The following is a 24,119-nucleotide window of genomic DNA, read 5'->3' as shown; positions in this document are numbered from 1 at the left end:
AGGGGCGTGACCGTCGTGTTGCGGGGCCGACGGTCTGTTTGGGGTGCCGGGGATCGAGGGGGATGGGCCGGCGATGGGTGGTGTTTCTGCGGCGGGGGCGGATGCGTGGCGCGATGAGCTGCGCGTGGATGTGGTGACGGCGGCGCTTCAGAGTGCGTTGGCTGGGTCGCGTAATGCGGGCGCGTCCGCGGTCGTCTGGAGTGATCGTGGGTCACAGATCGTCCTGCATGTGGGGAAGCTGCAACTGCGCGCGTTGGAGAACACGCTGGTGGTCGCGGTTGACACGCAGTCGGCGGAGTTCGGGGTGGCGCCGTTGATCGTGCGGTTCGTGTTCGGCGGGCGCGATGATCCGGCGTCGCTGGTGGCGGCTACCGATGAAGGGGCGCTGGGGCATCCGGCGGTCGCGGCGCGGTGGGGGACGTTGTTCCGCGATGTGATCTGGGCGGCGCTGGTTCGGCTGCTGGTCAGTCATGCGGACAGTCATGGGCTCGCGCCGGCGTCGGTCGAGATCGGGCCGGATCGGTTCGTGTTCGCTGCGCGGCAGGAGGTTTCGGTGCGGGAGCTGGCCGAGCGGCACCATCGCGCGCGCCGATCAGAAGTACCGGAGGGGGATGCGGGATGAGTTTCGATCTCGGGGGATCGGATGAGCTCGGGCTGTTGGCGCAGGCGATCGGGCTTGTCGATGGCGGTGGTGAGCTGGATGTCGGGTGGTTCTCGGCGCCGCTGACCCGGCTGCAAGGGATCGTCCGCAACGCGGATCAGCGGGCTGCGCTCGGCCGGTTCTGCGATCTGGCGTTGGTACCGATCCAGCAACCCGGTCGCCCGGCCGCGGAGAAATGGCATCCACTGCTGGGCGACCTCCCCAGCGGCAACCTCTATCTGACGCTGAACGACACCGGGTCGAGCCTGCTCCTCGGCGTCGGCGGCGAATTCCACAGCAGTACGTCACCTGTGCCCGGCCGCTTGCGAATCCAGGCGGACATCTTGTCGGGCGGTTCGACGCTCGACCTGGTGATCGGTACCGCCGCCCACCCGATCACGGCCGAGGTCCGGATCGAGACCGCCTTCACCCCGCCGGCCCAACCGATCAAGCTGGCCGCCATCGTCGCCCGGTGCAGCATCGTGCCGGATCCGGCCAACCCGAGCTTCGGCCTCGAGGTCGTGCTCGAAGGGCTCAGCATCAACGGCGAACCGCCGACCGACAAGGTGCTCGACGTCGACGAACTCGGCCGCGAGGCACCGGATCTGCTCGCCGCCCTGCTGAAGGTCGTGCTCGCCGAGGTCGGCCCGGACCCGACGCTGACCATGCTGGCCGACCACCTCCTCGGCCTGTTCGGGCTGGCCGACGGCGGCAGCATCCCGGCGTTCCCCTTCGCAGAGCTGGCCGACGGCCCGGCCGCAGTACAGAACTGGCTGGCAACGCTGCCCGCAGGAGAGTGGCTCGAACATCTCGCCGGACTCCTCGGCGCGACGTCCGTATTCGACGGCACCGGCACCCTCGTCGACCCATGGCGGATCAGCCTGCTCGACCTCGCCGGTCTCGGCGAGCTGTACGCGACAGTCGCCCGTTCCGGCGACCCAGCCGCTGACGGCTTCGCCCGCTTCGGCTTCGGCGTCAACGTCAGTACGGACCTCGGGCCCAACCAGCCGACGGTCAGTGCCGACGCGAGCTGCGTGATCGCCGACGTACCTCTCTCAGGTACTGGCAACGCACGCGTACTCCCCGAGGCCCGAGCGTTGCTCCGCCTGACCGGCGCCTCGAACACGCCTCTCGTCGACAACCCCCAAGTCCGCGTCGGCACCGTCGAGGCCGGCATCGGCTGGGACGGCTCGACCCTCAAGCCTGTTCTCCAGCTCCTCAACAACCAGCTGGCCGGTACGCCGTACCCGGTACTGGACCTGACCAACGTCGACAGCGTAGAAGCCGCCGCCGCCAACGCCGTCGTAGCCGCCATCAACGCAGCCCTGGGCACCGACGTCGGCCGCCGCCTAGCAGCAATCGCGGGCCTTGTACCGCCCGAAGACCCAGCGAACCCCGGCAACCCAGTCGCCGCCTGGCCGCACCAACTCGACCTGGCCAAGCTGGTAGTCGATCCCGCGAGAGCAATCGAGACCTACCACCGGGCCGTGCTCGGCGACGCCGACCGCTGGAACCTGATCCTGCGCGAGATCGCCCAGGTGATCAGCCTCCCCGATAACGTCGCCGGAGAGGGCACGACCGCAGAGCCATGGACCGTCGACATAGCGATCGCCGACGGTGCCACCCTCCAGCTGGCCGCCTGGCACCAACCCCATCCAGACACACCCACCACGGAGCAGTTGCGAATCGGGCTGCGACTGGCCGCCGAGCCGGCCGGCTCGACGCTGGCGTTGACCAGCGAAGTACTGGCCTTCGATCTCCCGGCGACCGGTTCCGCAACGGTCTCGTTCATCGGCGCCCAACGCTTGTCACTCGTTCTCAGTCCAGCGCTCGACGCCGCCGCCGGTCCGATCGCGATCAGCCTCGACGACCTCACCCTGGCCGCAGGCTGGCAGCCCGGGCAGCCTTTCGGTTGGGACATCCACGCGCACGGCCTGACGCTGACCGCGGATGGCGAGACCATCACGCTGGCCGACGTACACCTCCCACCCGCAGCCCCCTTCGACCTGACCAACCTGCCCGCGACGGCCGCAACCCTCGGCCTGACCGTCACCGACCTGGAGAACGTCCTCCGACTGCTCCTGTCGATGCTCGCCGGCATCGCCGGCCCGCAGGCAGACCTCGCGACTGCATTACTCGGACTCCATCACCGGCTGCCCGGCCTCGACGCCGAGATCCCGAGCCTGGTCGATCCGGCCCAGCCCGGTCTGCTCTTCCAAGACCCGCTGGGTGCCGTCCGCAGCTGGCTGGGCCGGCTGATCACCCACGTCGGCGCAGATGGCGAACTCAGCGCCGCCCTCCTGCTGCAGTACCTCGCATCGCTGGGAACCGACGCCTTCGACGAGCTGGCCGGAGGATTGTCGACGGACCTCGATCCGCAGCTGCCGTCCTTCCTGATCGGCGGCGGGACTTTCGGCGATCCATGGCGCGTGCCATGGCCGGGCGGCACCAAGGATGCCGACGGCGACGACATCGGCCCGGACCTCGAACTCTGGCTCGAGCCAGCAGGCCCACCGATCGACTGGCTGACCGGCATGCGCAACCGCGTCGAGGCCGCGACCGACCTCGCCGGCCTGGCCGAGGTGTTCGTTCAGCTCGCCTGGTTCGACCCTGCGATCAGCTCGCTGGTCAAAGGCCTGACCGTACGAGACATCGCCGCGCAACTCCGATCGCTGCAGGTGCAGCTCAACGCGGGCGACGGCGTCGTACCGCGCGACGCGCAGAGCCCGGACATCTTCGGCTGGGTCCAGGGCGCCGAGGTCGACGCGGCCCACCTCGAACTCCCGCGGCACCCGGACGCCATCGCCGCCGTCCTGAACCAGATCGAGACCCTGCACGGCGCCGGCCCCCGGACCGTATTGCTGGTCGGACCGGTCTTCGGCAACGCCGGAAGCTGGGCCGACCTACTCGCGGCGCCTGCCCTGCAAGGCCCCACCGATCCCAACGCGCACTTCGACCTCCGCACGGCCGGTATCGACCCCCGCACGATCGCGCTGGACAGCGTGACCGCAGTCGCCGACTACTACACGGCCGACCTCGCCGACGACCGCCGGGGCGACGTCAGGTACCTCGCCGATCAGATCGCTCACATCGCTGACCGGCTTGAGGTTCTCCACCCCGGCCCGGTGATCGTGGTCGCGCATTCGTACGCCGGTCTCGCCGCGCGACGCTTCGCCGCCGACCACCCGACCAGGGCGCAAGGCGTGATCACGATCGGTACGCCGCACCTCGGCACCCCACTCGCCTTCCTCGACGACCCCGCTGTCGGCGACGCGATCCGCCTGGCCACCAGCGTTCGGGCCGGACTCCAAACGTCACCCCTTCGCGACGCGCTCGATCACCTCAAGCAAGGCCTGGAGGGCTACGAGCCACCCGTCGCGCCCGGTGCGCTGGCGACGCCCGATCCGTATCCGGCATCCTCCTTCACCCTCGCCGCGCCGTACGACCTGGGCGACGTGCCGGTGATGACGATCGCCGGCGTCTGTTCCGACGACTTCTTCACCTTCATGCAGACAGGCATGAGCGCGTACCTCCAGCAGCTCAGCGGGCAAGCACGACCGACCCCGAGCCATCTGTCCTACGGAATGGCGATGCCGATGTCGATCGGCAACCCGCCCGCCGGCTCGCCGCAGGCCGAGGCCCGAGTGCGTTTCGGCCTCGGTCAGATCCCGCTCGGCGACGCACCGCCGCCGGCACCGCGACCGGCACAACTGCTTCGGGTCGAGCTGGACCTGTTCCGCAGCGGGGGCTGGATTGTCGGCCAAGCAGGACCGAGTGCAGTGGACGGCCGCCTCCGCCGCCTACTGCTCGGCCTGACCGCAACCGGCTCCGGCACCGGCATCCAAGCCACTCTGGACGCGACGCTGGATCAAGCCGCCTGGCGTGGCACCACGATTCCTACGGCTGATCTCACCGATCCGCGCACAGCCAGCCTGATCGGCGCGGCCTTCGACGCCGCACTGGCGAGCACGGACAGCGCGAGTCTCCCGGTCTCCACCCTCGCGGCCGCCCTCGGCGCACTCGACCTGGTCAGTACAGACGCGCAGGGAATCACCGGCCTGTCCGGCGACGGCTTCGCAGCGCTACGCACCGACCCGGTCGGCTACCTCCGAGCGAGGATCCCGGCAGCACTGGCCCGGCCAGACGGCTGGGCCGGCCTGGTCACCGACCTCTCGTTCATCCCGGTCAGCACCCAAGAACTGGCGTACGTCTGGGCGCCGCCAGGTTCGCCGTACGCCTTGTTCGTCCGCCGACAAGCCGACGGCACCTGGCGTACCGGTATCGAGACCGGAACGGCCCTAGGCGCAGTAGAGCCACCACTGATCAGCATCAGCACCGACATCGACCTCTTGCTGCCCGCCTTCCAGCCCACTGCCGAGCTGGTCGTCCACGTAGGGCCGGTTGCACTGACCTATCGAACCGTTGACGGCACGATCCGGCTAGACGCAGCCCCCTTCGTCACCGACCTGACCCTCTTGCCCACGCCATCGATCGGCGACCTCGCCGCCAAGCTCGACGCGGCCCTGCCGCAGATACTGGTGAGCGGAGTCGTCGGCAATGTCCTCGCCGAACTCGTGCCTGGCTTGAAGATCGGCCAACTGCTCCAGCTGCTCCAAACGCCAGGCGAGTTCCTGGCCGGGGCTCTCGGCGCACTCGACGGCGGTCTCGACCCGGCCAAACTCTCCGGCCTACTCGCCACCTTGAACACCGCCATCGGTCTGCCCACCGGCCTCGGCCTCCAACTGCCGGCCGACGTCACCGTCACCGCAGGGCCAGGCGCAGCCCCGCAGTCCGCCCGGATCGCGATCGGTACGACGACACCGATCGGCGGCGTACTGGCCGTCGGCCTCACGCTCGACATCGACGCCACCCGTCACGTCGCACCAGGCGGCACGGTCACCATCAGTACACCGCTCAGCGGAACCTGGCCCCAAGTCGCCATCACCTTCGGCGTCGGCCCCGATGGCGTGACGCTGGTCGTCACCCCGCAAGGCGTCCCCCCGATCACCCTGCTGCCAACCTTCAGCGGCCTAGGTGCTCTCCGTGGCGCCGCCGGGGCTCTGCTCCCCACTGTCCTCGACGAGGCACTCACCAATTTCCCCGAGCCACGCGACCCATGGCTCGTCCACACCCTGCAAGCGGCCACGCACCTCGGCGTGTACGACGCGGTCGGCCACTTCTCCGCCCATACCGCCGAATTCACCGCGATGCTCGAAGGCACCTGGTTCACCAGCATCGACGCCACTCGCCGCGCCGGGATCGCCGCCGCGGTCGCCGACCTGCTCAACCTGATCCCGACTCTCGAGCTGCAGAGCGTCAACGGCTTGGTCCGCTGGACCCATGACGTGGCGGCCGGCACCGGCAGGCTCCAGATCAGCGCAGGCTGGAGCGACAACGGCCCGACCGTCGCGGTCGCGCTCGTCGACCTGAAGCCCGCCGACGCACCGCTGGCGCTGGCCGCGAACGTCCTCGTCGACGACACCGGCGTGACCGTCGGCAGCTCGATCGGCCTCGACCTCAGCGACCTAGGCGTCACCGTCGTACCCCGATTTGCGATCGAGGTCGACAGCGGCCCGCCACTGAGTTTCCGGGTACGGTTCCTGCCGCTCAGCAGCGGCACTCTCGACGGTCCTCTGGTGGTCCAGCTCGCGCCGGACTTCGCACTGACGACAAGCCCGGCGGCTGCGGAGGCGATCCTCGTCGGCGCTGCCTTGCCACTCGTGATCCGGGTCGCGGTGAGTGCGCTGCACGACGTGCTGACCCGCAAGCTGTGGACCGACGGTCCCACTCTGGAGACCGCGCTCACCGATGCCGGCATCGTCGCCGGCGGTGAAGTGGTCGAGACGCTGCCCAACGTCTTCGAGATGCTCGCCGGATTCGCCGCGGGCGCGGCCGGCCAGCTGGACCTTGCCATCGGCACCCTCAACCTCAGCTTGGTCGCTGAGTCCGGACGTGTCGGTCTCGGCCTCACCGGTTACCAGGCCATCGGCATCGGCGACCTAGAGCTGCAGATCCTCTTCGGCGCGCCCTCGGCTTGGGGAGCGGCCGCGGCGGAAGGCCTCGAGATTCTGCTGCTCGACATCGGCGGCGACTCGGTCGACTTCAACTTCGGCCTGCGCCTGCATGGGGTCGGCATCGGCCTGTCCAAGGGCGACGGCTCGGCGCTGGTGGCGGAAAGCTTCCTCCGGTTGGGATCGGTTCGCGCGCTGCTCTTCCTCGACCTCGAAACGGCCGCAGGTTTCCAGATCCTGCACGGCGGCGCGGGCCTCGAACTCGGCGGCTTCGGCCTGCCCATCGGTGCCGCGCTCGACGCCGGCGGCGGTTCGAACCCGGTCGCCTCCAACCTGCTGTCGTCCGGTGGTACCAGCGGTGACAGCCAATCGGTCAACCCGAGCGCCGACCTCGACATCTGGTACTGGGACCACCCGGACAACACCGGCGGCCCGCTGAGGGTCCTGGTCGGCGGGCAGGCCGGCATCTTCTGGATCCCTATCCATGCCGGCTTCGGCCCGATCTTCATCGCCGAGATCGGTCTCGGCGTGACCAACACGGCGATCTCGCTGGCGATCGACGGCGGCGTCACGATCGCCGGGCTCAGCGCCGAGGTCGACGACCTCACGGTCACCATCCCTTATGCCCACGTGACCGATCCGACCCAGTGGTCGCTGGACCTGAAGGGGCTGGCGATCGGCTACAGCGGCCCGGCCATCTCGATCGCCGGTGGGCTGGTCAAGTTCGACGGGCCGCCGATCGAGTACGACGGGATGCTGCTGATCAAGATCGGCACCATCGGCGCGGTGGTGATCGGCTCGTACAGCGTGGTCGGCAGCGGGGCCGACGAGTACACGTCCTTCGCGATCTACGGCGGCGTGTTCGTACCGATCGGCCTGACGCCTCTGATCAACCTCACCGGCATCGCCATCGGCCTCGGCTACAACCGCCGGCTGATCGTGCCGGAGGACCTGAACCAGATCCCGGACTTCATGCTGGTCAAGGCACTCGACCGGCCCGAGGCGCTGGCCAACAACCCGATGCAGGCGCTGTTCGAGTTCCGTCAGCAGACGCCGCCGGCTCGCGGTGCACTGTGGTTGGCAGCGGGTATTCGCGGCACGTCGTTCGAGCTCGTCAACATCACCGCGGTGCTCTACGTGGCGCTGGACTCCGGCGTCGACGTCGGACTGATCGGCGTCGCCCGGATGGCGCTGCCGTCCGACGACTTCGCCATCGTCAGCATCGAGCTCGCGCTCAAGGCTCGCTTCTCCACCTCGGAAGGCTTGTTCTCGGTCCAGGCCCAGCTCACCGACAACTCGTGGCTGATCACGCCGGACTGTCAGCTGACCGGCGGTTTCGCGTTCTTCATGTGGTTCCGCAAGTCGCAGTTCCTGCTCACGGTCGGCGGCTACCACCCTGCGTTCAAGCCGCTTCCGGAGTACCCGGTGGTGCCGCGGGTCGGGTTCCGCTGGGACTTCCTCGGTGTCGTGCACATCAAGGGTGAGTCGTACTTCGCGCTGACCAACACGGCCGTGATGACCGGCGTCCGGATGGAAGCCACCTACGGACCGGACTGGATCCAGGTCTGGTTCAGCGCGTACACAGACATCCTGATCTCGTGGGATCCGTTCCACTACATCGTCGACGTCGGCATCTCGGTCGGCGCCCGGCTGCGGATCCGGATCTGCTTCTTCGCCTGCTGCACGATCGAGATCAGCGTCTCCGTCGGCGCCAAGCTGCACCTGGAAGGCCCGCCGTTCCACGGCACGGTGACCGCCGACCTCGGCGTCACCTCGGTGACCGTGCCGTTCGGCGACGACGCCCAGGCCCTGCCGCCCGCCAAGCACTGGGACGAATTCGTCGACACCTACGTGCGTTCGGGCGATCCGAACAGCGCGTCGGTCAGCGCCCAGGTGTCGACCGGATTGCTGCCTGCGGAGCCGGCCGGCGCGGCGGTGGCACCCGGTACTGCGGAACAGCCGTGGCGCCTCGCGGCCGAATGGTCGTTCCGGACCGAGACCCGGATGGCCGCTCGCGGCTTCGCTCTGCAACTCGACAGCGACGTCGCCGAGGGCCAGATGTCGACCGTCATCTTCGGCCGGTACGCCGATCTGGCCGCGACCTACGACTTCGACCTCGCCCCGATGTACAAGAGCTCCGACAAGATCACCGCGTTGCACCGGGTCGTGCTGGCGAAGAAGCCGGAGAACTCGACGAGCTTCGTCGATCTGATTCCGCGCAGCCAGAACCCGGCCGACGAGTCGCTGGAGATCGACGAGCGGCTGTTCCGGCTGACGCCGATCATCGGGCAGTTCTCGGAGGCGACGTACCACTACTTCCCGGACCTGAAGCCGCCCGCCGCGTCCAATACGCTTCCTGCGTTGACCGGCATCATCGTGGAGGGTGTCGCCGGGCTGCACAACGCCAGCGATGTCATCCCGATCGGCAAGCTGGTCGATGCCAGCAACTTCCGGCCGCTGCCGTTCGCCCGGCGGGATGCAGGGCACATCACCGCGGTGCTCCAGGCGGGCGCTGCCTGGCTGGAGTTGGCGCAGGTCGCCAGCGGCGTGAGCACGGGGACGCTGCTCACCGGCCTCGGCACGATCGTCGGATCCGTGGCCGCCGGTGGTGCCGTCGAGTTCGCAGACCTCCGCAAGGACAGTGGACTCCGGCAGAACGGCTACGGGCCGGTGGCACTCAACGCGCTCGTCACCCGCAGATCCGCGCCGCCGGTTCTGTCGGCGCTGTCCGAGGGGTTCACCCTGGAAGACCAGGGCGCCGGCGTTGCTCCGCCGCCGATCCGGGTGGGCGACGTGAAACCGGTCTTCCTGGAGAAGCCGCGATTGCGGTCGATGGTCCAACGGCAAGCAGTCGTCGCCGGCCAGCAGACCGTTGCCCGCAGCACCGTTCCTCTCGGGCGGCAACTCGGCCTGGCCGACCTGCCGGTCGTGGACGTGCGCAACGACCTGATCACCTCGTACGACGCACCCGGCTTCGCGCTACTCACCAAGCCCCTGTCCGGTACCCCGCAACCAACCCGTGCCGCCCGATCCGCCCGCACCCTCCGGACGCCGGACCTCGGCGCACCAACCGGCCGCACCGTCGCGGCCTCGATGGCCGAACTCGCCGAGCAGGTCCGCAAGGACGGGGTGACCATCCGGGCCGGATCAACGCAGGTGTGGGAGGTACCACGGGCGCTGGACTGGTACCTGGAAATCGCAGGTGACTCGGCCGTCCGCATCACCGAGCTGAGCACAGCCGGAACCGTCCTGGTCGACCGGGAAGCCGCCGGCAAACTCCAACTCAAACTGTCCGACGGCTGCGCAATGGTAGCCGTCACAGCCCTTGGCCGCCTCCCCGACAACCTGATCAAGAACCTGGCTGATGCAACTCAAGCCAGCATGATCACGGCCAGCGTGGCTACCGCCGGAGCGCTGCCGGTTCTTGGGTGGCAGCTCGGGGCTGAGCTGGTCCAGGTCGGACCGACCACCTTGCTGGCCAGGGGTTCCGTTGTTTCGTTGTCGAAGCCGATCGGCGCCTCCATCCGTGGGCACGCGGCCGCGACCGGGATGATCACCGTCTCACGCGCATTGCTGGCGCAAGAGGTGGTGCAGACCGACTTCGGGCCGTTCGTCTCCGTGATCGGCGTACTGATCGACAACCCGGATGCCACCCGCCTCGGACCCGAATCGGTGATCCTCAACACCGAGCAGGTGCGAGTCAGCAGCCAGCCGATCCAGGTCACCGCCGGCACCCGAACCCTCTTCCTGTACGACGTACGCCGCCGCCCCTCCGACGCCGGCGACCCCGATCGGATCTCCGTCACCGTCGGCCTGCTCACCCCGCCCGGAGCGACCGCGCCGATCGTCTTGTCCGGTGTCGTCGGTGGTACCGGAACGGCGGCCAACTGGGCGACGACTCTCAACGGCTCGACCCTGACCGAGGTCGTCGGCGCCGAGCAACTGACCGTGGACGGGAGCGTGTCTGTGAGGTTGAGCAATGGTTGATCCACGCGTCGGCGAGATGATCCTCTTCGACTACATCCGCCCACCACTGACCGCCGGCGAGTACCGGATGCGGGTGGGGACCGAGGTCGCCATCGACGGCACCGGGCAACCGCTGCCCGGCCAGGACTTCTTCTTCGACGTCGAGGGCCCGCGATTCGCGTTGGCGCCCAACGAAGTCGCTGGAGTCTTCCCACCACGCAACGGTCACGGCCCGTTCGACTCCGCGCTTCCGCACGTCGCCCTCGGCCGTCGCACCCTGCCTTGGGAACGCCCGCTCGGGGACGCCTACACGGCTGGTGCCGACGAGACGCCGTTCCCGTTCCTGGCGCTGGTGATGTTCGAGCAGTCGGAGTGCACGATCAAGCGCAATCTGGCGCTGACCGACATCGTGCCGCACGACGTGTTCGTCCGGCTCGGGCAGCCCAGTGGTATCCGCTGCGATGCCGTCGAGGCGGACCAGCAGTTCCTCAAGGAGATCCTGCCGATGCCCGAGGAGCTACAGCTCCTCACTCACGTGCGGCAGGTCAACGTCGATGATCGCGAGTTGGCGGCGGGGGACTCGGACGGCTACTTCGCCGTGGTGATGAGCAACCGGGTGCCGCGGTCAGGCGCCGACTACGTGTGCTGCCTGGTCTCGGTCGAGGAGCGCACCGACCTGCTCCCGGTCACCGACTACGCCGACACCGGCTCCGACATCTTCCAGAACGCCGAGATCGCCGACATCTCCGAAACAGTCGCCTTGAGCAAGAGCTCGCTCGGCACCAGCGTGATCGCCTCCGAGGCCGACAAGTTCGCCAAGTTCCCCGCGAAGGACCTGGTCGCCGGGAACACCTTCACCGCCGGCGGCAACGTCAGCACGAACTTCAGCACGAACACCAACTTCAGCACCAACACCAACTTCAACGCCACTGCCACCACGGCGAACGTCAATGTCGGTGTCACCATCGACGCGGTGCTGCACCCCAAGGCTCAGCTCGTCCTGCTGCACAGCTGGACGTTCACCTGTGAAGGTGACGGTACCTTCCGCCAGTTGATGCAGGGGCTGGACGTCGGCATGATCGGCGACGTCGAGCCGGCCACCAAGCTCGAGGTCACCGACACCGGCCACATCAAGATCGACGTCACCGATCGCCTCGGAGCGCCCGAGCAGAGCTGGTACCGCGGCCCGCTGGTGGCGCAACCGCTCACCCGCGACGCGCTCGGTCCGTACCACAGCTCCGACCAGGCCCGCCGGGTCGTCGCCGAGACCGGCGCGGAGAACATCTCGTACGCCGCCGCCTTCGAGGTCGGTCGTCTCCTGGCCGCGGCCGACGCCCGGCTGGCGCAGGAACTGATGCGCTGGCGTCGCGGGTCGTTCCGATCCAGTGCCCGCCAGTCCGCCATCAACCTGCTGCAGTTGACGATGCGGCTGAACCTGATCGAGAACCCGCTGGACCCGGTCGCGTTGCGGTACTCGGTCGACGTACTGGAGAAGGTGACCAAGGGCATCGCGCCGCCGACCGATCCGTTCGGCGTCGAGGCGTTGCTGGCCAGTCCGTTGCTGCAGCCCGAACGCGTCGCCAAGGCGTTCGCGCTGAAAACGGTCGACGACGCGGTACGGCTGCTCGGCGCCGATGTCGCGCTCATCCAGTCCGTCCTGGTCGACGGCGGCCGGGCGGTACCGACCACCAACCTCGACCAAGTGCTGTCCGATCAGGTGGGGATGGCCGCGCTGGCCGAGTTGCGGCAGCGGGCGTTCGCCAATCTGCAGGAGCCTGGAGGCGTTCAATGAGACTTCCGGCCACCACCGCCCGCGAGGCGTTGTTCACCCGGCTCAAGGATCCGGCGCAGACCTCGGTCCTGCAGCCCGACGGCGACCTGCCGCCGTACATGGAGTCGTTCCTGGCTCATCTGCGGTTGCTGGTCGGCGTGCCGTTCGAGTACCTGATCCCCGACGACCGGATGCTGCCGCCGGAGTCGATCCGGTTCTTCTATGTCGACCGGTCCTGGACCGACCGGCTGGTCGACGGCGGGCTCGCGGTCGGCCAGATCGGGTCGCGCGAGGAGGCGCACTACCAAGCGCGTGGTAGCGCTCTGCATCAACTGCTGGACCAGAGTGAGCGGATGGTCCGGAGTCTCCAGCGGGGCAAGGACTTCTACGCAGCCAAGGCGGTCAGCGACGCCGACCAGCGAGAGGCCAAGCTGATCACCGGCTTCCTGCTGCGGTCCAGCGCGGTCAAGCAGTGGCCGCACATGGACGTCCGCGCCTACGACGTCACCATCGCCGAGCCGTTCGAAACGTCCTCGGCCAACGCGGTCGGACACCAGCTGAAGCTGCTCCGGCTCGAGCTGCTGGCGCCGTCGCTGATGATCGCGCTGTTCGAGACCGAGCCGAAGATGGTGATCCTCGAAGAGCCGCACCACGGCGTGCAGTTCGGGGTGCGGCACGTCGGGTCGCAACTCAAGGTGCCGTTGCGGGACGGGCACGGTCAGCAGATCGTGAAGAACGGGCGGGCCGTCCAGGTGACGGTGCCGACCCGGAAACGGCACTCGGACGTGATCCGGGTCGCCGCACTTCGCGAAGCGTTGATCGATGCCCATGCGGCCAACCCGACCGCGGTGGTGCAGGAAGGCTCGGGGCCGTTCGCCATCTCGGTGCTCGACCCGCCGTGGCGGCAGCACTTCGAAGGTACCGAGGACTTCGCCGACACCGGCATTCCGGGCCACAACCTGGAGTTCGTGAACGTCACGTTCACCGTGCAGCAGCCGCTCGTGCTGAGCAGCGTGAAGACGGTCCTGGGGGTGCTGTGATGGCCATCGATCCCAAGCTGATCTCGCTGTCGCTGGCGCACGGGATGACGCCGGGCATGATCGCCAGCTGGAACCCGAAGGTGCCGCGCACCCCGCGAGTGCTGGTGCCGATCCAGCTGGACGCGCTGGTGGTCCGCAAGGAGGAGGGGACCTGGGCCAAGGTCGCGATGGAGGTGCCGGAGACCGGGAGCGATCGACTTGCTTACGAGTTGCTGGCCGAGCCGTTCGCCGAACGCGAGCCGCGGAAGCCAGGCGTCTACCTGCACTGGGCCTTGCCGGACGCGCTCACCCGGGGGACCGGTACTGCGGCCAGCGGCGACGTAGCGTTTCCCGCCGTACCGGATCGCTGGCTGGTGATCCGGCTGTCATCGGGCAAGGAAGGGACGCGGCGTACTGTCAGCGGCTGGGTGATCGAAGCCGGCGACGAGACGCCGACCGTCGTACCGCTCGACGAATGGACCGAGCCGGTCGATCCGGAGTCCACCACCGTGCCCGGCCAGGAGCCGCTGACGGCGCTCGGACATGGCGACACCGCCTGGTCGGCGTACTTCGACAACGTCGAGGGCCGGCTCGGCTTCTACGACGACCTCAGCCAGCTGGGCGGGCTCGGAAAGCAAGGCGATGTGCGCGGCCCGCTGGCCTATCTGGTGTGTGGCTGGCACAGCCGGATGGTCGACGATCCGATCGGGGAGAACCTGAGCTCGCCGACCCAGTTCGAGTCGCGGCTGACCGGGCTCGGCTGGGAGGTCAACCCCGCCGACATCGAGACGGCATTCGTCTACGCGCAGAACCGCGCCAAGGCGGCCGGCACTGTGGGGCTGGTCGCCCGGGAGAGCCGGTTCGCCATGCAGACCGACTTGACCGTCGGCAAGAAGATCGTGGCCGACGGCGCGTTCGGTGAGACCTCCACACAACTGACCAACACCGGGATTCCAGCGCTGGGCAAGTGGCTGGCACAAGTGGTGTCGTGGCCGCAGCTCACGCTCTACCACGGTGCGGTCGTCGGGCTCGGCTGGCCCGATGCAGGCTTGGCGGTCGCTCCGGAAGGACTGCTCGGTGGCGTGGTCGGTGGTCCGCCGGACGCGAATGCGGTGACGGTCACCATCGGGAACACGCTGACCGAAGCGCTGGCTGCGCGGCTCGCGGCCAACCAGGGCAACGCGGACGAGGCACGGATCCTCGAAGCGGTGCTGCTCGGTGGTACGGACGAATTGGACATGCCCGACAGCGCCGCCCGGATCGACAGCCGGCTGCACGCCAGCGGTTTCGCCAGCCTGCCTGGTGGGGTGGTCACCGAGCCGGTGAAGCAGACCGCGTCCGTCCAGCCCAGTTCGGTGGTACCGGATCCTTCGAAGACCGATCCCGGCGTCTTCCGCGGTCGATCGGGTGGCGGTCGCAAGGCCGGTACGTTGCTGAGCAAGTCGCATTTCGACGGCGTACTGGTGGCCAACACGTCGGCGACCCCGATCGCTCATGGCTCGCCCAAGCTCGGGATCGGCTCGATGGACAAGGTACTGCAGGCGATCAAGGCCGTCGAGGAGGTCACGGTCAGGGTCCCGTCGGCGCCCAACGCCGAGCCGGTGACGCAGACGATCGACGCCAGACGAGCGCTGCCGCGGTTCTTCGTCCCGGCCGATCCGGTGTTCCTGATCGAGGGTGGCGGCCGGGCGTTCAAGCACGGATTCGACGGCATGTCCGCCGAGACGCAGAAGCTCGTCTGCAGGCTCAGTGGGCACACGGTGACTGGCCTCTCGCCGCGGCGGCTGGTCAACTTGCCCGGCTCGGCGGTCCGTGGTGAGGACCTCCTCGATCGGACGGTCGACCATGGCGGCGTACCGGTCGAATGTGACGACCTGGTTCGCGAACTGGCTTTGCTCGATCCCGGCAGCGCGCCGGTGGCCGTGCAGTCCCGGTTCGGCGGTGACGCCAGGTTCGACGCGGCAGCGCTGACCCAGGCGGCCGAGGTGTTCGCCGTCGAGCAGACCGTCTGGCAGGTCGCGCGCGACGATCGGCGGGACATCGCGCCGCTGCTGTCGCTGAGTGGGTTCGCGGGAACGTTGCCTGCGGCAATGGCTGTGGCGCTGCCCAGGATCCCTTGGGTTCCACTGCATCTTGACTGGGAAGTGGAGCTCTACAGCTCGGCGGAGTTCGCCGACTGGCAGTTGGAGGAGATCGACTTCGACGCCGTGCCGGACAGCCTGCCGGACGCGTATCAGGCCGGCGTACGGACGCTGCGGGGTCGTGCGCTGCTGGGCGGTGGTGCGGCTCAAGTCGCCGCGGCGACGGTCCGCGATGTGCTGGAGCAGGCGCAGCAGAGTGCCGGCTCGATCTCGCTGACCCCTCAGACGACGCATGCGTTCCATTCGCAGGCGGGCATGGAGATGGTGAGTCAGATCAGCGCGATGGTCTCGCTGCAGACGCAACGGGCCGCCGGCGAAGCAGATCTGGACCACATCGCCGACGAACTGGAGAAGATGGACGTCCTGGTCGGGGCGATGGACCGGTTCAACTCGATCCTGCGCGCCGGGTTCGTTGCGGACGGGGTCGCGAAGCCTGCCGACGGGGTCGTGCCGGCTGACTTCTGGCCGCTGCGGTCGGGGTTCCTGAAGGTCAAGCGGCTCCGGCTGGTCGACTGTTTCGGCCAGGTGCTCGACCTCGCCGGCTCCAGCGCCACCGAGCCGGCGAAACCCGAGCTGATCATGCGGACCGAGCCGTTGACCGTCGCGGATCGACCAGACCTGGTGGAGCTGGCGCCCCGCTTCACCGCTCCGAGCCGGCTGTGGTTCCGGTTCGTCTCGGCCGATGACGATGCAGTCGAGGCGAACGATGCGACCAATCCGGTCTGCGGGTTCGTACTGCCGAACCACCTCGACGGCGACCTCCAGTTCCACGGCACTGATGGGGTCGGCCTCGGCGCGGTTCGCTTCGATGGCGGGCGGCTCGATGTCGAGGCAGGTGCCGGGGTGGGGGCCGGGATCGTCTGGGAGGACTCGCCCGGTCAGCCGACCAACCTCGGCTCCGCGCCGTCCGGCACCATCCGCGACCGCCATCTCGCCGGGATCGCCCAGGGTCTGCTCGACTGGGGTGTGGTCGACGCGACACCGGATGCCCCGGCGGTCGATACGGCCCTCTCGTCGCTACTGCGGATCGTCGACTCGTCGCTGTGGTCGGTGGACCCCTTCGGGCACATCGGTGAGGAGCATCTCGCCTTGCTGGTCGGCCATCCGATCGCCGTACTCCGTGCGCTGGTCCGGGTCGAGGTCGACGAGCCCGTTACGCCGGGGCTGGTCAGTGGCATCCGCGTCCCGGTCCGCGTCGGTGCGCTCGCGCATTGGCAGGACGGCTTGCTCGGGTACTTCGTCGGCGACGACTACCGCACCCTGCACGTCTCCGATCCGGCCGCCGCCGACTTCGCCCGGCCGGTCGGACCCCACCAGGGCTTCAACGGCCAGGCCTCCAGTACGTCCGACTACTACACCGACTTCGCCACAGACCTCGGCGTCATCGCCCAACCGGGATCGACCCCGGTCGACCATCCGTACGTCGACACGAGCGGCGTGCTGTGGGTGCAACCGCAGCAAGACGTCTGGCTCACGTTGCTGATGGAGCCGCACAGCGTCGTCCACGCGACCACCGGCTTCCTGCCCCGCAAGGAGATCGGCATGCGGCGGTCCTGGGTCGCACCCGGCCTGTCGCGGCTGGCACCGGTCTTCCGGTTCGGCCCGGTCCTGGTCGATCCGAAACTGATCCGGATGCCGATCGCCGCCGACATCCGCGGTACTTGGACCTGGAACCACCGAGCCGACGCCACCACCTGGGCCGAGGACCCGATCGTGAACTCGACCGCGGACGCGCGGATCCCGCCGGACCCGTCCGAGGGACAGGAGGGCTGGCTCAAGCTCACCCCCGAGGAGGAATCGTGAGCGAGCCGAGGTTCGAGAACGACGCCAACGAGGGCGAGTCCGAACGCAAACCGGAAGCCCTGCGAGCGCTGCAGTCCGACCGCCGCGGCCGGATCGACAACCGGCGCTGGCGGTACGCGGTCCGCGACGTCAACGCGCTGAGCTACAACGGACCGGGCCGGTGGAAGCAGGTCGGCCCGGCGCCGCTGCTGGTCGGGAACGAGCAGATCTTCCTCGGTACCGGGCCGGACAGCGGTGAGGTCGTCGACATCGCGATCGACCCGCGGCCGGGCCCGGACAAGGTCATCTACATCGCCACCGGCAACGGCGGGGTCTGGAAATCGCGCGACGACGGGGTGAGCTGGTCGCCGATCACCGACCAGCTGTCGGCGATGGCCATCGGCGCGATCGCGTTGGATCCCGTCGATCCGGACATCCTGTACGTCGGTACGGGCAACCTGTTCGAAGGCGCCGGCGGCCTGCCGAAATCCGCCGGGCTGTTCAAGTCGGTCGACGGCGGGGTCAGCTGGTCGCGACTCACCTCACCGGCGGGCCGGCCGCCGCAGGCGATCACCGCCGCGGTCAACAACGCCGGTGGTATCCGGGTGACTGTCGCGGGGCACGGCTACTCGACCGGAGATCGTGTTGCCGCCGTCGGGCTGCCGGGGGTGGTCGGAGCGGTCGGCGAGGGCGACTCGACCCGGATCGACGCCAACACCCTGCGGATTCCCGGCGCGACCATGAACGCGGCGTACGGCGGCGCGGGCGCGACTCTCTTCGACGCGCGGCAGCCACCGTTCCTGAGCGACCGGGGCATCATCCGGATGGTCTGCCCGACCGGTGGCACGCTGCTGGTCGCGTCGCAGGCCGGGCTGTACTACTCGGCCGACGGTGGCCGGAACTTCGGCGCCAACCATCCGGCCTACGACGACGGCAGGCCGATCCGGCTCGGCGTGATCTCCGCGCTGGAGGTCGATCAGGGCTGGTACCGGACCACCCGGGTGACCGGGGCGAGCAACGCCGATCCGATCGAGGTGACGGCGGTTCGGCACGGGTTCGCCACCGGCGATCGGGTGATCCTCGGTGGGGTCGCGCCGAACCAGCAAGCCAACGGCAGTTGGCTGATCGACCGCGTCGACGACGACAAGTTCACCCTGCGGACGTCCCACGGCGCCGGCGGCGGCGCGACCAGTGGATTCGCCTGGGGGCCGTCCCATCCGTCGACCAGGCCGGTGACGGGCGCGACGAATCCGGCCGCGCCGAACCCGATCGTGATCACGTCGGCCGCGCACGGCTTCATCACCGGCGACATCGTGGCCGTGAGCGGCGTACAGGGCAACACCGCGGCCAACCGGTCCTGGTCGATCCGGGTGCTCACGCCGGACACCTTCTCCTTGGTCGGCTCACGCGGCAACGGCGCGTACGTCGCCGCGACCGGCATCGTCGACGGGCCGCAGCACGCGCCCGGCGTACCGATCACTGCTGCGGCGAACGGCGGGGGAGGGATCAACGTCACTGCGGCCGGGCACGGCTTCGACGGCGACCTCGTCACTGTCTTGGGGCTGCCGGGGATCAACGCGCCCAACAACTCCGGCCGCGCGATCCGGGTCGACAACGATCACTTCCGGATCGGGGGCATCACGCTCAACGCGGCGTACGGGGGAGTGGGTGCCACTGTCATCGGACCGGCGGACGCCTTCAACACCGTGTACTTCGCCAGCGGCGGCCGGACGTTCCGCACCACCTCGACCAACCCAGACCGCGGGCTGTTCCGGCTGACGATCACGTCGACCGGCGAGCTGATGCAGTCCGACAACCTGCTCGCGCACGGGGGTGGCGTGGCCGCAGGGCTGGGTTTCGGCCGAGTCGTGTTCGCGCAGTCGTTGCTGCCGCGGACGCGCACTCTCTATGCATCCGTGCAGGACAACGAGTTCATCGGCTCCAGCACCTTTATCGGGTTGTTCCGCAGTGACGACTTCGGCGCGACCTGGGCGCGACGTCCGGCATTGAACGTGCGGGCCGCCGCCGACGGTGTGACGACCACCGTCTACAACCTGACGCTCGGGGTCGATCCACAACATCCGCAGGTCGTCTACGCGGGCTTCCAGCAACTGTGGCGGTCGACCGACAGCGGCGGCACCTTCCCGACGGTGACACCGGCCACCCGCGGCGGAATGGATGCGATCGCCGGCTTCGGCAGTTCGCCGAGTACGACCCTCGCGCACTGGGATCACCACGAACTCGTCTTCGCGCCACCGACCCGGTGGGACTGGTCCGGGGTCGCGCCGGTGTCGCCGACGCCCGTGTATCTCGGCACGGACGGCGGGATCAACCGGACCGGCAGCGTCGGCGCGGTCAACGGGATCGGCGGCACGATGACGTTCGATCAGCTGAACGAAGGCCTCGCCACCTCGCTGCTGCGCGGGATGGACATCGGCCGCGGCGTCGGTACCAACGAAGTCATCTTCGCCGGCATGCAGGACACCGGTACGGCGGGGCACCGGCGAGGCGACGCGATCGGCGCGTGGACGGCCGGGATCGACGGTGACGGTGGGGACGTCGCGGTGGACTCGTTCGACCCCGACATCGTCTACGGCTTCGACGGTGGCCGGTTCATCCGGTCGACCAACGGCGGCCGGACCTTCATCGACAGCGGCTTCCCGATCCCGGCCAGGCACCAGATCATCTCGATCCACAACGAGAATCCGGTCCGGGTGGTCACCTCTGGACATACGTTCCGTACCGGCGACGGCGTGTTCATCTCCAACGTCACCGGCGGTGGCGGGATCGCCAACGGCGGCAACGTGGTCACGGTGCTGAACCCGCGCGAGTTCACCCTCAACGGGAAGAACGGGACCGTGGTGGCGGCGTTCGGCGCGGGTCCGCAGGCGGCCGGTGATCGGTACCTGACCGAGCTGAACATCACGGCGGCCACGCTCGCGGCGCCGATCGAGATCGAGACAGCCGTCGCGCACGGCTGCGCGACCGGGCAGAAGGTGCGGATCGACGGCGTCGCCGGAAATGTTGCCGCCAACAACTCGGTGGCGACTCCGAGCTGGACGGTGACGGTGATCTCGCCGACCCGGCTGTCGCTGAACGGGTCGGACGGGTCGGCCCAGCCTGCCTATGTGTCCGGGACAGGTCGGCTGCGAGGGCCCGCGGTGGCCGGTACGGTTGCGGTGTTCCGGGCCGAGAACACGACGCCGATCGTGGTCACGGCGCAGGGTCACGGCTTCGTGTCCGGGGACAACGTGACGATCACCGGGGTCACCGGCAACCTGGCCGCGAATGTTGCCGGGCAGGCGATCCGGGTCCTGGATGCGAACAGCTTCGAGCTGGTCGGGGTCGCCGGGAACGGGGTGTCCGGTGCGGTACCGCGAGCCAGCGGGCAGACGATTGGTCGGGGGTTGCCTCTCGGCGCCACGAACCGGCAGCGGGTCGCGTTGGTGCCAGTGGCCGGGGCGGTCTCTACGACGGTCTTCGTGTCGTTCGACAATCAGTTGTTCCGTAGTACGAACGGTGGGATCAGCTTCGTCAATGTGGCCACCTTCACCGATCAGATCTCCGCGTTGCACGCGCCTGCGGCCAATCAGTTGTGGGTCGGCATCGCGGGGAGCAGGGTGCCGTTCAGGGCGGGGACGGTGCGGTTCAGCAACAACGCCGGGAACTCCTTCCTGGGGGTGGCGAACAATTACGTCAACGACATCGGTGCGCGGGGACCGATCGCTGCAATCCGGTCGGATCCGGCCGTTGCGGCTGGTACGACGGTGGCTGTCGTGGTCGCGGGGTACAGCGAGACGGCGACGGAGCGGCGTACGCGGCACGTCTTTCTGACCACGGCCGGTGGGATCACCGTCGGCGGGGTCGCGCCGTGGCGTGAGGTCGGCGGGGTGTTCAACGCGGCGCTGGGGAACCTGCCCGACATTCCGGTGATGGGGGTCGGCTGGGAGCGGGTGACCGGCGGGCCTTCGAGGCTGCTGGTCGCGTCGGACATCGGTGTGCTGCGGCTTGGTGCCGGGTCGGTGTGGGAGCGGGTCGGGCCGAATCTTCCGAACGTGTCGTGTCAGGCGCTGGAGCTCGACAACACGGTGGATCCGGCTGTCCGGCCGCAGGTGATCCGGGTCGGGACGTATGGGCGGAGCGCGTGGGAGTTCGAAGTACCGGCTGGGCCGAGTCTCCTGGTCGAGGCTGATCTGGGCTTCGGTGAACAGCAGGTCGCGACGACGACCAGGCGGCGGATCGCCTTGCACAGCATCGGGTCGGGTGCGGTGACGGTCACCGAGATCTTCGGGGCGGCCGGTGACTTCGCGGTACAGGCCGTGCCTGCTGGGCCGCTGAACTTCCCCTTGGTGCTGGCGAGTGGTGAGCATCGGGCGGTGGAGGTCTCGTTCACGCCGGGCGCGGCGGGGGATCGGGGGACGGAGCTGATCGTCCGCTCCGATGATCCCGCGCACAGTGCGATCACGCTGCGGGCGACGGGATTCGGGATCGCTGCCGGGCGGCCGCGGTTGAGCGTCCGGGCGTTTCTGGAGTTCGGGCTGGTGCGGACCGGGGCGCCGGGGGATCTGCCGCTGGAGATCCGGAATCTGGGGAGCGCGCCGCTGACCGTCGACACCGTGCAGCTGGATGTTGCCGGGAGCAACCGATTCTCGCTGCCGGGGTTGCCGGCGCTGCCGTTGGTGATCGCGCCCGGGGACGCGACGTCGGTGACCGTTCGCTTCGATCCGAACGCCAACGGGGTCGTCCGCGGGGCGGTGATCGTCCGTGGGAACGGTCAGGGTGCGGTGGTGAATCTGCTGGCGGAGGGCACCACGACGGCCGCCGGCATGATCGCGGTCCTGCTGAACACCCTCGGCCTGTCCGACCCACCCGAGGTGATCGCCTAGTCCTGGCCCGTCTTGTCCTCGTCCTCGCCCTCGTCGAAGGAGCTTGCCTGATGTCTTCGTTGCCCGCGGTACGTACTCGCTTCTGGCTGCAGTCCGGCTTCTCGGTGGCTGCGCTGCTGCTGGCGGTGGTCACGCTGATCAGCCGCGAATGGATCGAACTCCTCATCGGCTGGGACCCGGACGGCGGCAACGGCGCTCTGGAATGGGCGATCGTGGCAGTGCTCAGCGTGGCCGCGCTCTGCTTCGGCCTGGCTGCCCGCCGCGAATGGTGCCGCCCCCGAACCGCGACCTGACCCGGCCGGCCAGTGGCTCGCGCCAGGTCGGGTCGGCCGAGGTGGCTCGGTCTGGAGGCTGGGCAATGAGGGATGGTGCGGGAAGCGTCTACGCGACGGGATCTGCTGCTGCCCCAGCCATCGGTGAAGCGTGAGGCGCGGTCAGGCCTGGAGACGGGCAGCCTCGGTGACCAGGGCGTCGAGGGCGGGGCGCTCGGGGCCGGGGAGCCAGGCCAGGGCGACCGTGATGGGGGCCATGTCCACGACGTCGATGTAGGCGATGTCGGGCCGGGGGTAGAAGTCGCGGCACTTCGCCGGGACGACGGTGATGTTGGGGCCCAGGGCAACGGCTGAGAAGAGTTCTTCGAGGTTGGTGACCTCGTCGTCGGTGAAGTCGACGCGGCTGCCGTCGGGGCGGGGATCGACGGCCCAGAAGTCGCGGTACTCCTGGTGGACGCTGGGGGACAGGCTCACCACCTTGTGACCCTTCAGGTCCGCGATCCGGAGCTGGTCACGGCCTGCCAGTTCATGGTTGTTGCTGACGGCGACCGCGCGGGTGCCGGTGCCGATGACCTGAACCGGAACGCCGGGCGGGACGGGGAGGTACGCGACGATGACGTCGACCTGGCCCTGCGGCAGCGCGGTCACCTGTTCGACGAAGTCCAGGTGGCGGACCTTGATGGTGAGGTCCGGGTGGTGCAGTCGCATCTCGGCGAGCAGGGCGCGGACCTCGGGCAGGGCGATGATCGCTTCGTGACTGCCGATCACCAGCTGGCCGGACTTAGGCCGGTCGTGGAACGGTGCCCGTGCCGAGCGCGGCTCACGGAGCAACTCGGCGTGGACCTCCGCGAGGGCTCCGCTGGGGCTGACTCCGAGTTCTTCGGACAGCCGGCGGCGCACGTCGTCGTACCGGCGCAGGGCCTCGGCTCGTCGGCCGCAGGCGAGCAGGATGGTCAACAGGCGGGCGTGGACTCGCTCGTCGTACGGGAGCTCGGCCGCCAGTTGCTCCAACTGGTTCAGCGCGAACTCGGGCTTGCCGGCCTCCAGCGCCGCGTCGGCGAGTTCGAGGGCCAGGCTGATCCGCGACTCCTCCCAGCGGCGTACCAGCGGGTCGGTGCGGATCCATTCGGGGCCGTCGGCGAAGAGCGGCCCGCGCCAGAGGTCGAGCGCGCGGTGCAGTTCGTGGGCGCGCTCAGTCGGCTCGGTCGCTCGCGGCGCCAGGACGAGTTGCCGGTAGGTCGCGAGGTCATCGTCCGAGTCAGGGAGCTCGAGCCGGTATCCGTGCCCGTCCCAGGTGACGGTCGCTGTCGGCCCGCACTCCTCCTTGAGCCAGTCCCGGAGCCGCGACACGGTCGTATGCAACGACCCGCTCGAGCACCCGGCCGGACCCCAACCGAGCTCCGTCACCCGAGCGGCACTCGGCGCCTCGCCGCTGTGCAGCAGCAGCGCACCCAGCAGATGACGAACAGCCGGCCGCTTGGCCGCCACTGTCTCGCCACCCACCTGCACCCGCAAAGGCCCGAGAATCCCCAGCCGCACGCGAGACTGCCCCAATATGTCCCCCGCATCCATGTAGTACTCCGGTAAGCCTCGCTCTGACCGCGAAGCGTTACCGGAGCCTACCTGTGCAA

At 68.9% G+C, this 24,119-nt stretch carries 8 protein-coding genes; 7 read left to right on the top strand and 1 reads right to left on the bottom strand.

Annotated elements, in window-relative coordinates:
* The first annotated feature begins 73 nt into the window (after nucleotides 1-73).
* The 7 genes from ABD768_RS33005 to ABD768_RS32975 are packed head-to-tail and all read left to right on the top strand — an operon-like array spanning nucleotide 74 to nucleotide 22,509.
* Nucleotides 74-622 carry a hypothetical protein gene (locus ABD768_RS33005; RefSeq protein WP_344847293.1) on the top strand — a complete coding sequence of 183 codons (549 nt, stop codon included), beginning with the start codon at nucleotides 74-76 and terminating at the stop codon, nucleotides 620-622.
* Entirely contained in the window at nucleotides 619-10,638 is a 10,020-nt protein-coding gene (locus ABD768_RS33000) for a DUF6603 domain-containing protein (protein ID WP_344847291.1), read from the top strand. The genes ABD768_RS33005 and ABD768_RS33000 overlap by 4 nt, the downstream gene beginning before the upstream one ends.
* A complete protein-coding gene (locus ABD768_RS32995; protein ID WP_344847290.1) occupies nucleotides 10,631-12,409 on the top strand; it encodes a hypothetical protein in 1,779 nt (592 codons plus the stop codon). Before ABD768_RS33000 ends, ABD768_RS32995 begins: the two co-directional genes overlap by 8 nt.
* Complete coding sequence (locus ABD768_RS32990; RefSeq protein ID WP_344847287.1) at nucleotides 12,406-13,428, top strand: hypothetical protein; 1,023 nt, start codon at nucleotides 12,406-12,408, stop codon at nucleotides 13,426-13,428. The genes ABD768_RS32995 and ABD768_RS32990 overlap by 4 nt, the downstream gene beginning before the upstream one ends.
* On the top strand, nucleotides 13,428-17,351 hold the full coding sequence (locus ABD768_RS32985) for a hypothetical protein (RefSeq protein WP_344847285.1): 3,924 nt from the start codon (nucleotides 13,428-13,430) through the stop codon (nucleotides 17,349-17,351). The genes ABD768_RS32990 and ABD768_RS32985 overlap by 1 nt, the downstream gene beginning before the upstream one ends.
* On the top strand, nucleotides 17,348-22,216 hold the full coding sequence (locus ABD768_RS32980) for a choice-of-anchor D domain-containing protein (RefSeq protein WP_344847283.1): 4,869 nt from the start codon (nucleotides 17,348-17,350) through the stop codon (nucleotides 22,214-22,216). The genes ABD768_RS32985 and ABD768_RS32980 overlap by 4 nt, the downstream gene beginning before the upstream one ends.
* Nucleotides 22,217-22,266: 50 nt before the next feature.
* Nucleotides 22,267-22,509, top strand: a complete 243-nt coding sequence (locus ABD768_RS32975; protein ID WP_343966232.1) for a hypothetical protein — start codon at nucleotides 22,267-22,269, stop codon at nucleotides 22,507-22,509.
* Between the two features lie 141 nt (nucleotides 22,510-22,650).
* Here ABD768_RS32975 and ABD768_RS32970 read toward each other — a convergent pair whose 3' ends face one another.
* On the bottom strand, nucleotides 22,651-24,027 hold the full coding sequence (locus ABD768_RS32970) for a BTAD domain-containing putative transcriptional regulator (RefSeq protein ID WP_344847281.1): 1,377 nt from the start codon (nucleotides 24,025-24,027) through the stop codon (nucleotides 22,651-22,653).
* Nucleotides 24,028-24,119: the final 92 nt, after the last annotated feature.

Source organism: Kribbella ginsengisoli, assembly GCF_039537185.1.
GTDB lineage: Bacteria > Actinomycetota > Actinomycetes > Propionibacteriales > Kribbellaceae > Kribbella > Kribbella koreensis.
This window is presented reverse-complemented; position numbering and strand designations above follow the sequence as displayed.

Bases quoted from the DNA above. Each gene is read 5' to 3' on its own strand.
- ABD768_RS32990 (WP_344847287.1), top strand. From the start codon at position 12,406: ATGAGACTTCCGGCCACCACCGCCCGCGAGGCGTTGTTCACCCGGCTC.
- ABD768_RS32995 (WP_344847290.1), top strand. From the start codon at position 10,631: ATGGTTGATCCACGCGTCGGCGAGATGATCCTCTTCGACTACATCCGC.
- ABD768_RS32975 (WP_343966232.1), top strand. From the start codon at position 22,267: ATGTCTTCGTTGCCCGCGGTACGTACTCGCTTCTGGCTGCAGTCCGGC.
- ABD768_RS33000 (WP_344847291.1), top strand. From the start codon at position 619: ATGAGTTTCGATCTCGGGGGATCGGATGAGCTCGGGCTGTTGGCGCAG.
- ABD768_RS32985 (WP_344847285.1), top strand. From the start codon at position 13,428: ATGGCCATCGATCCCAAGCTGATCTCGCTGTCGCTGGCGCACGGGATG.
- ABD768_RS33005 (WP_344847293.1), top strand. From the start codon at position 74: ATGGGTGGTGTTTCTGCGGCGGGGGCGGATGCGTGGCGCGATGAGCTG.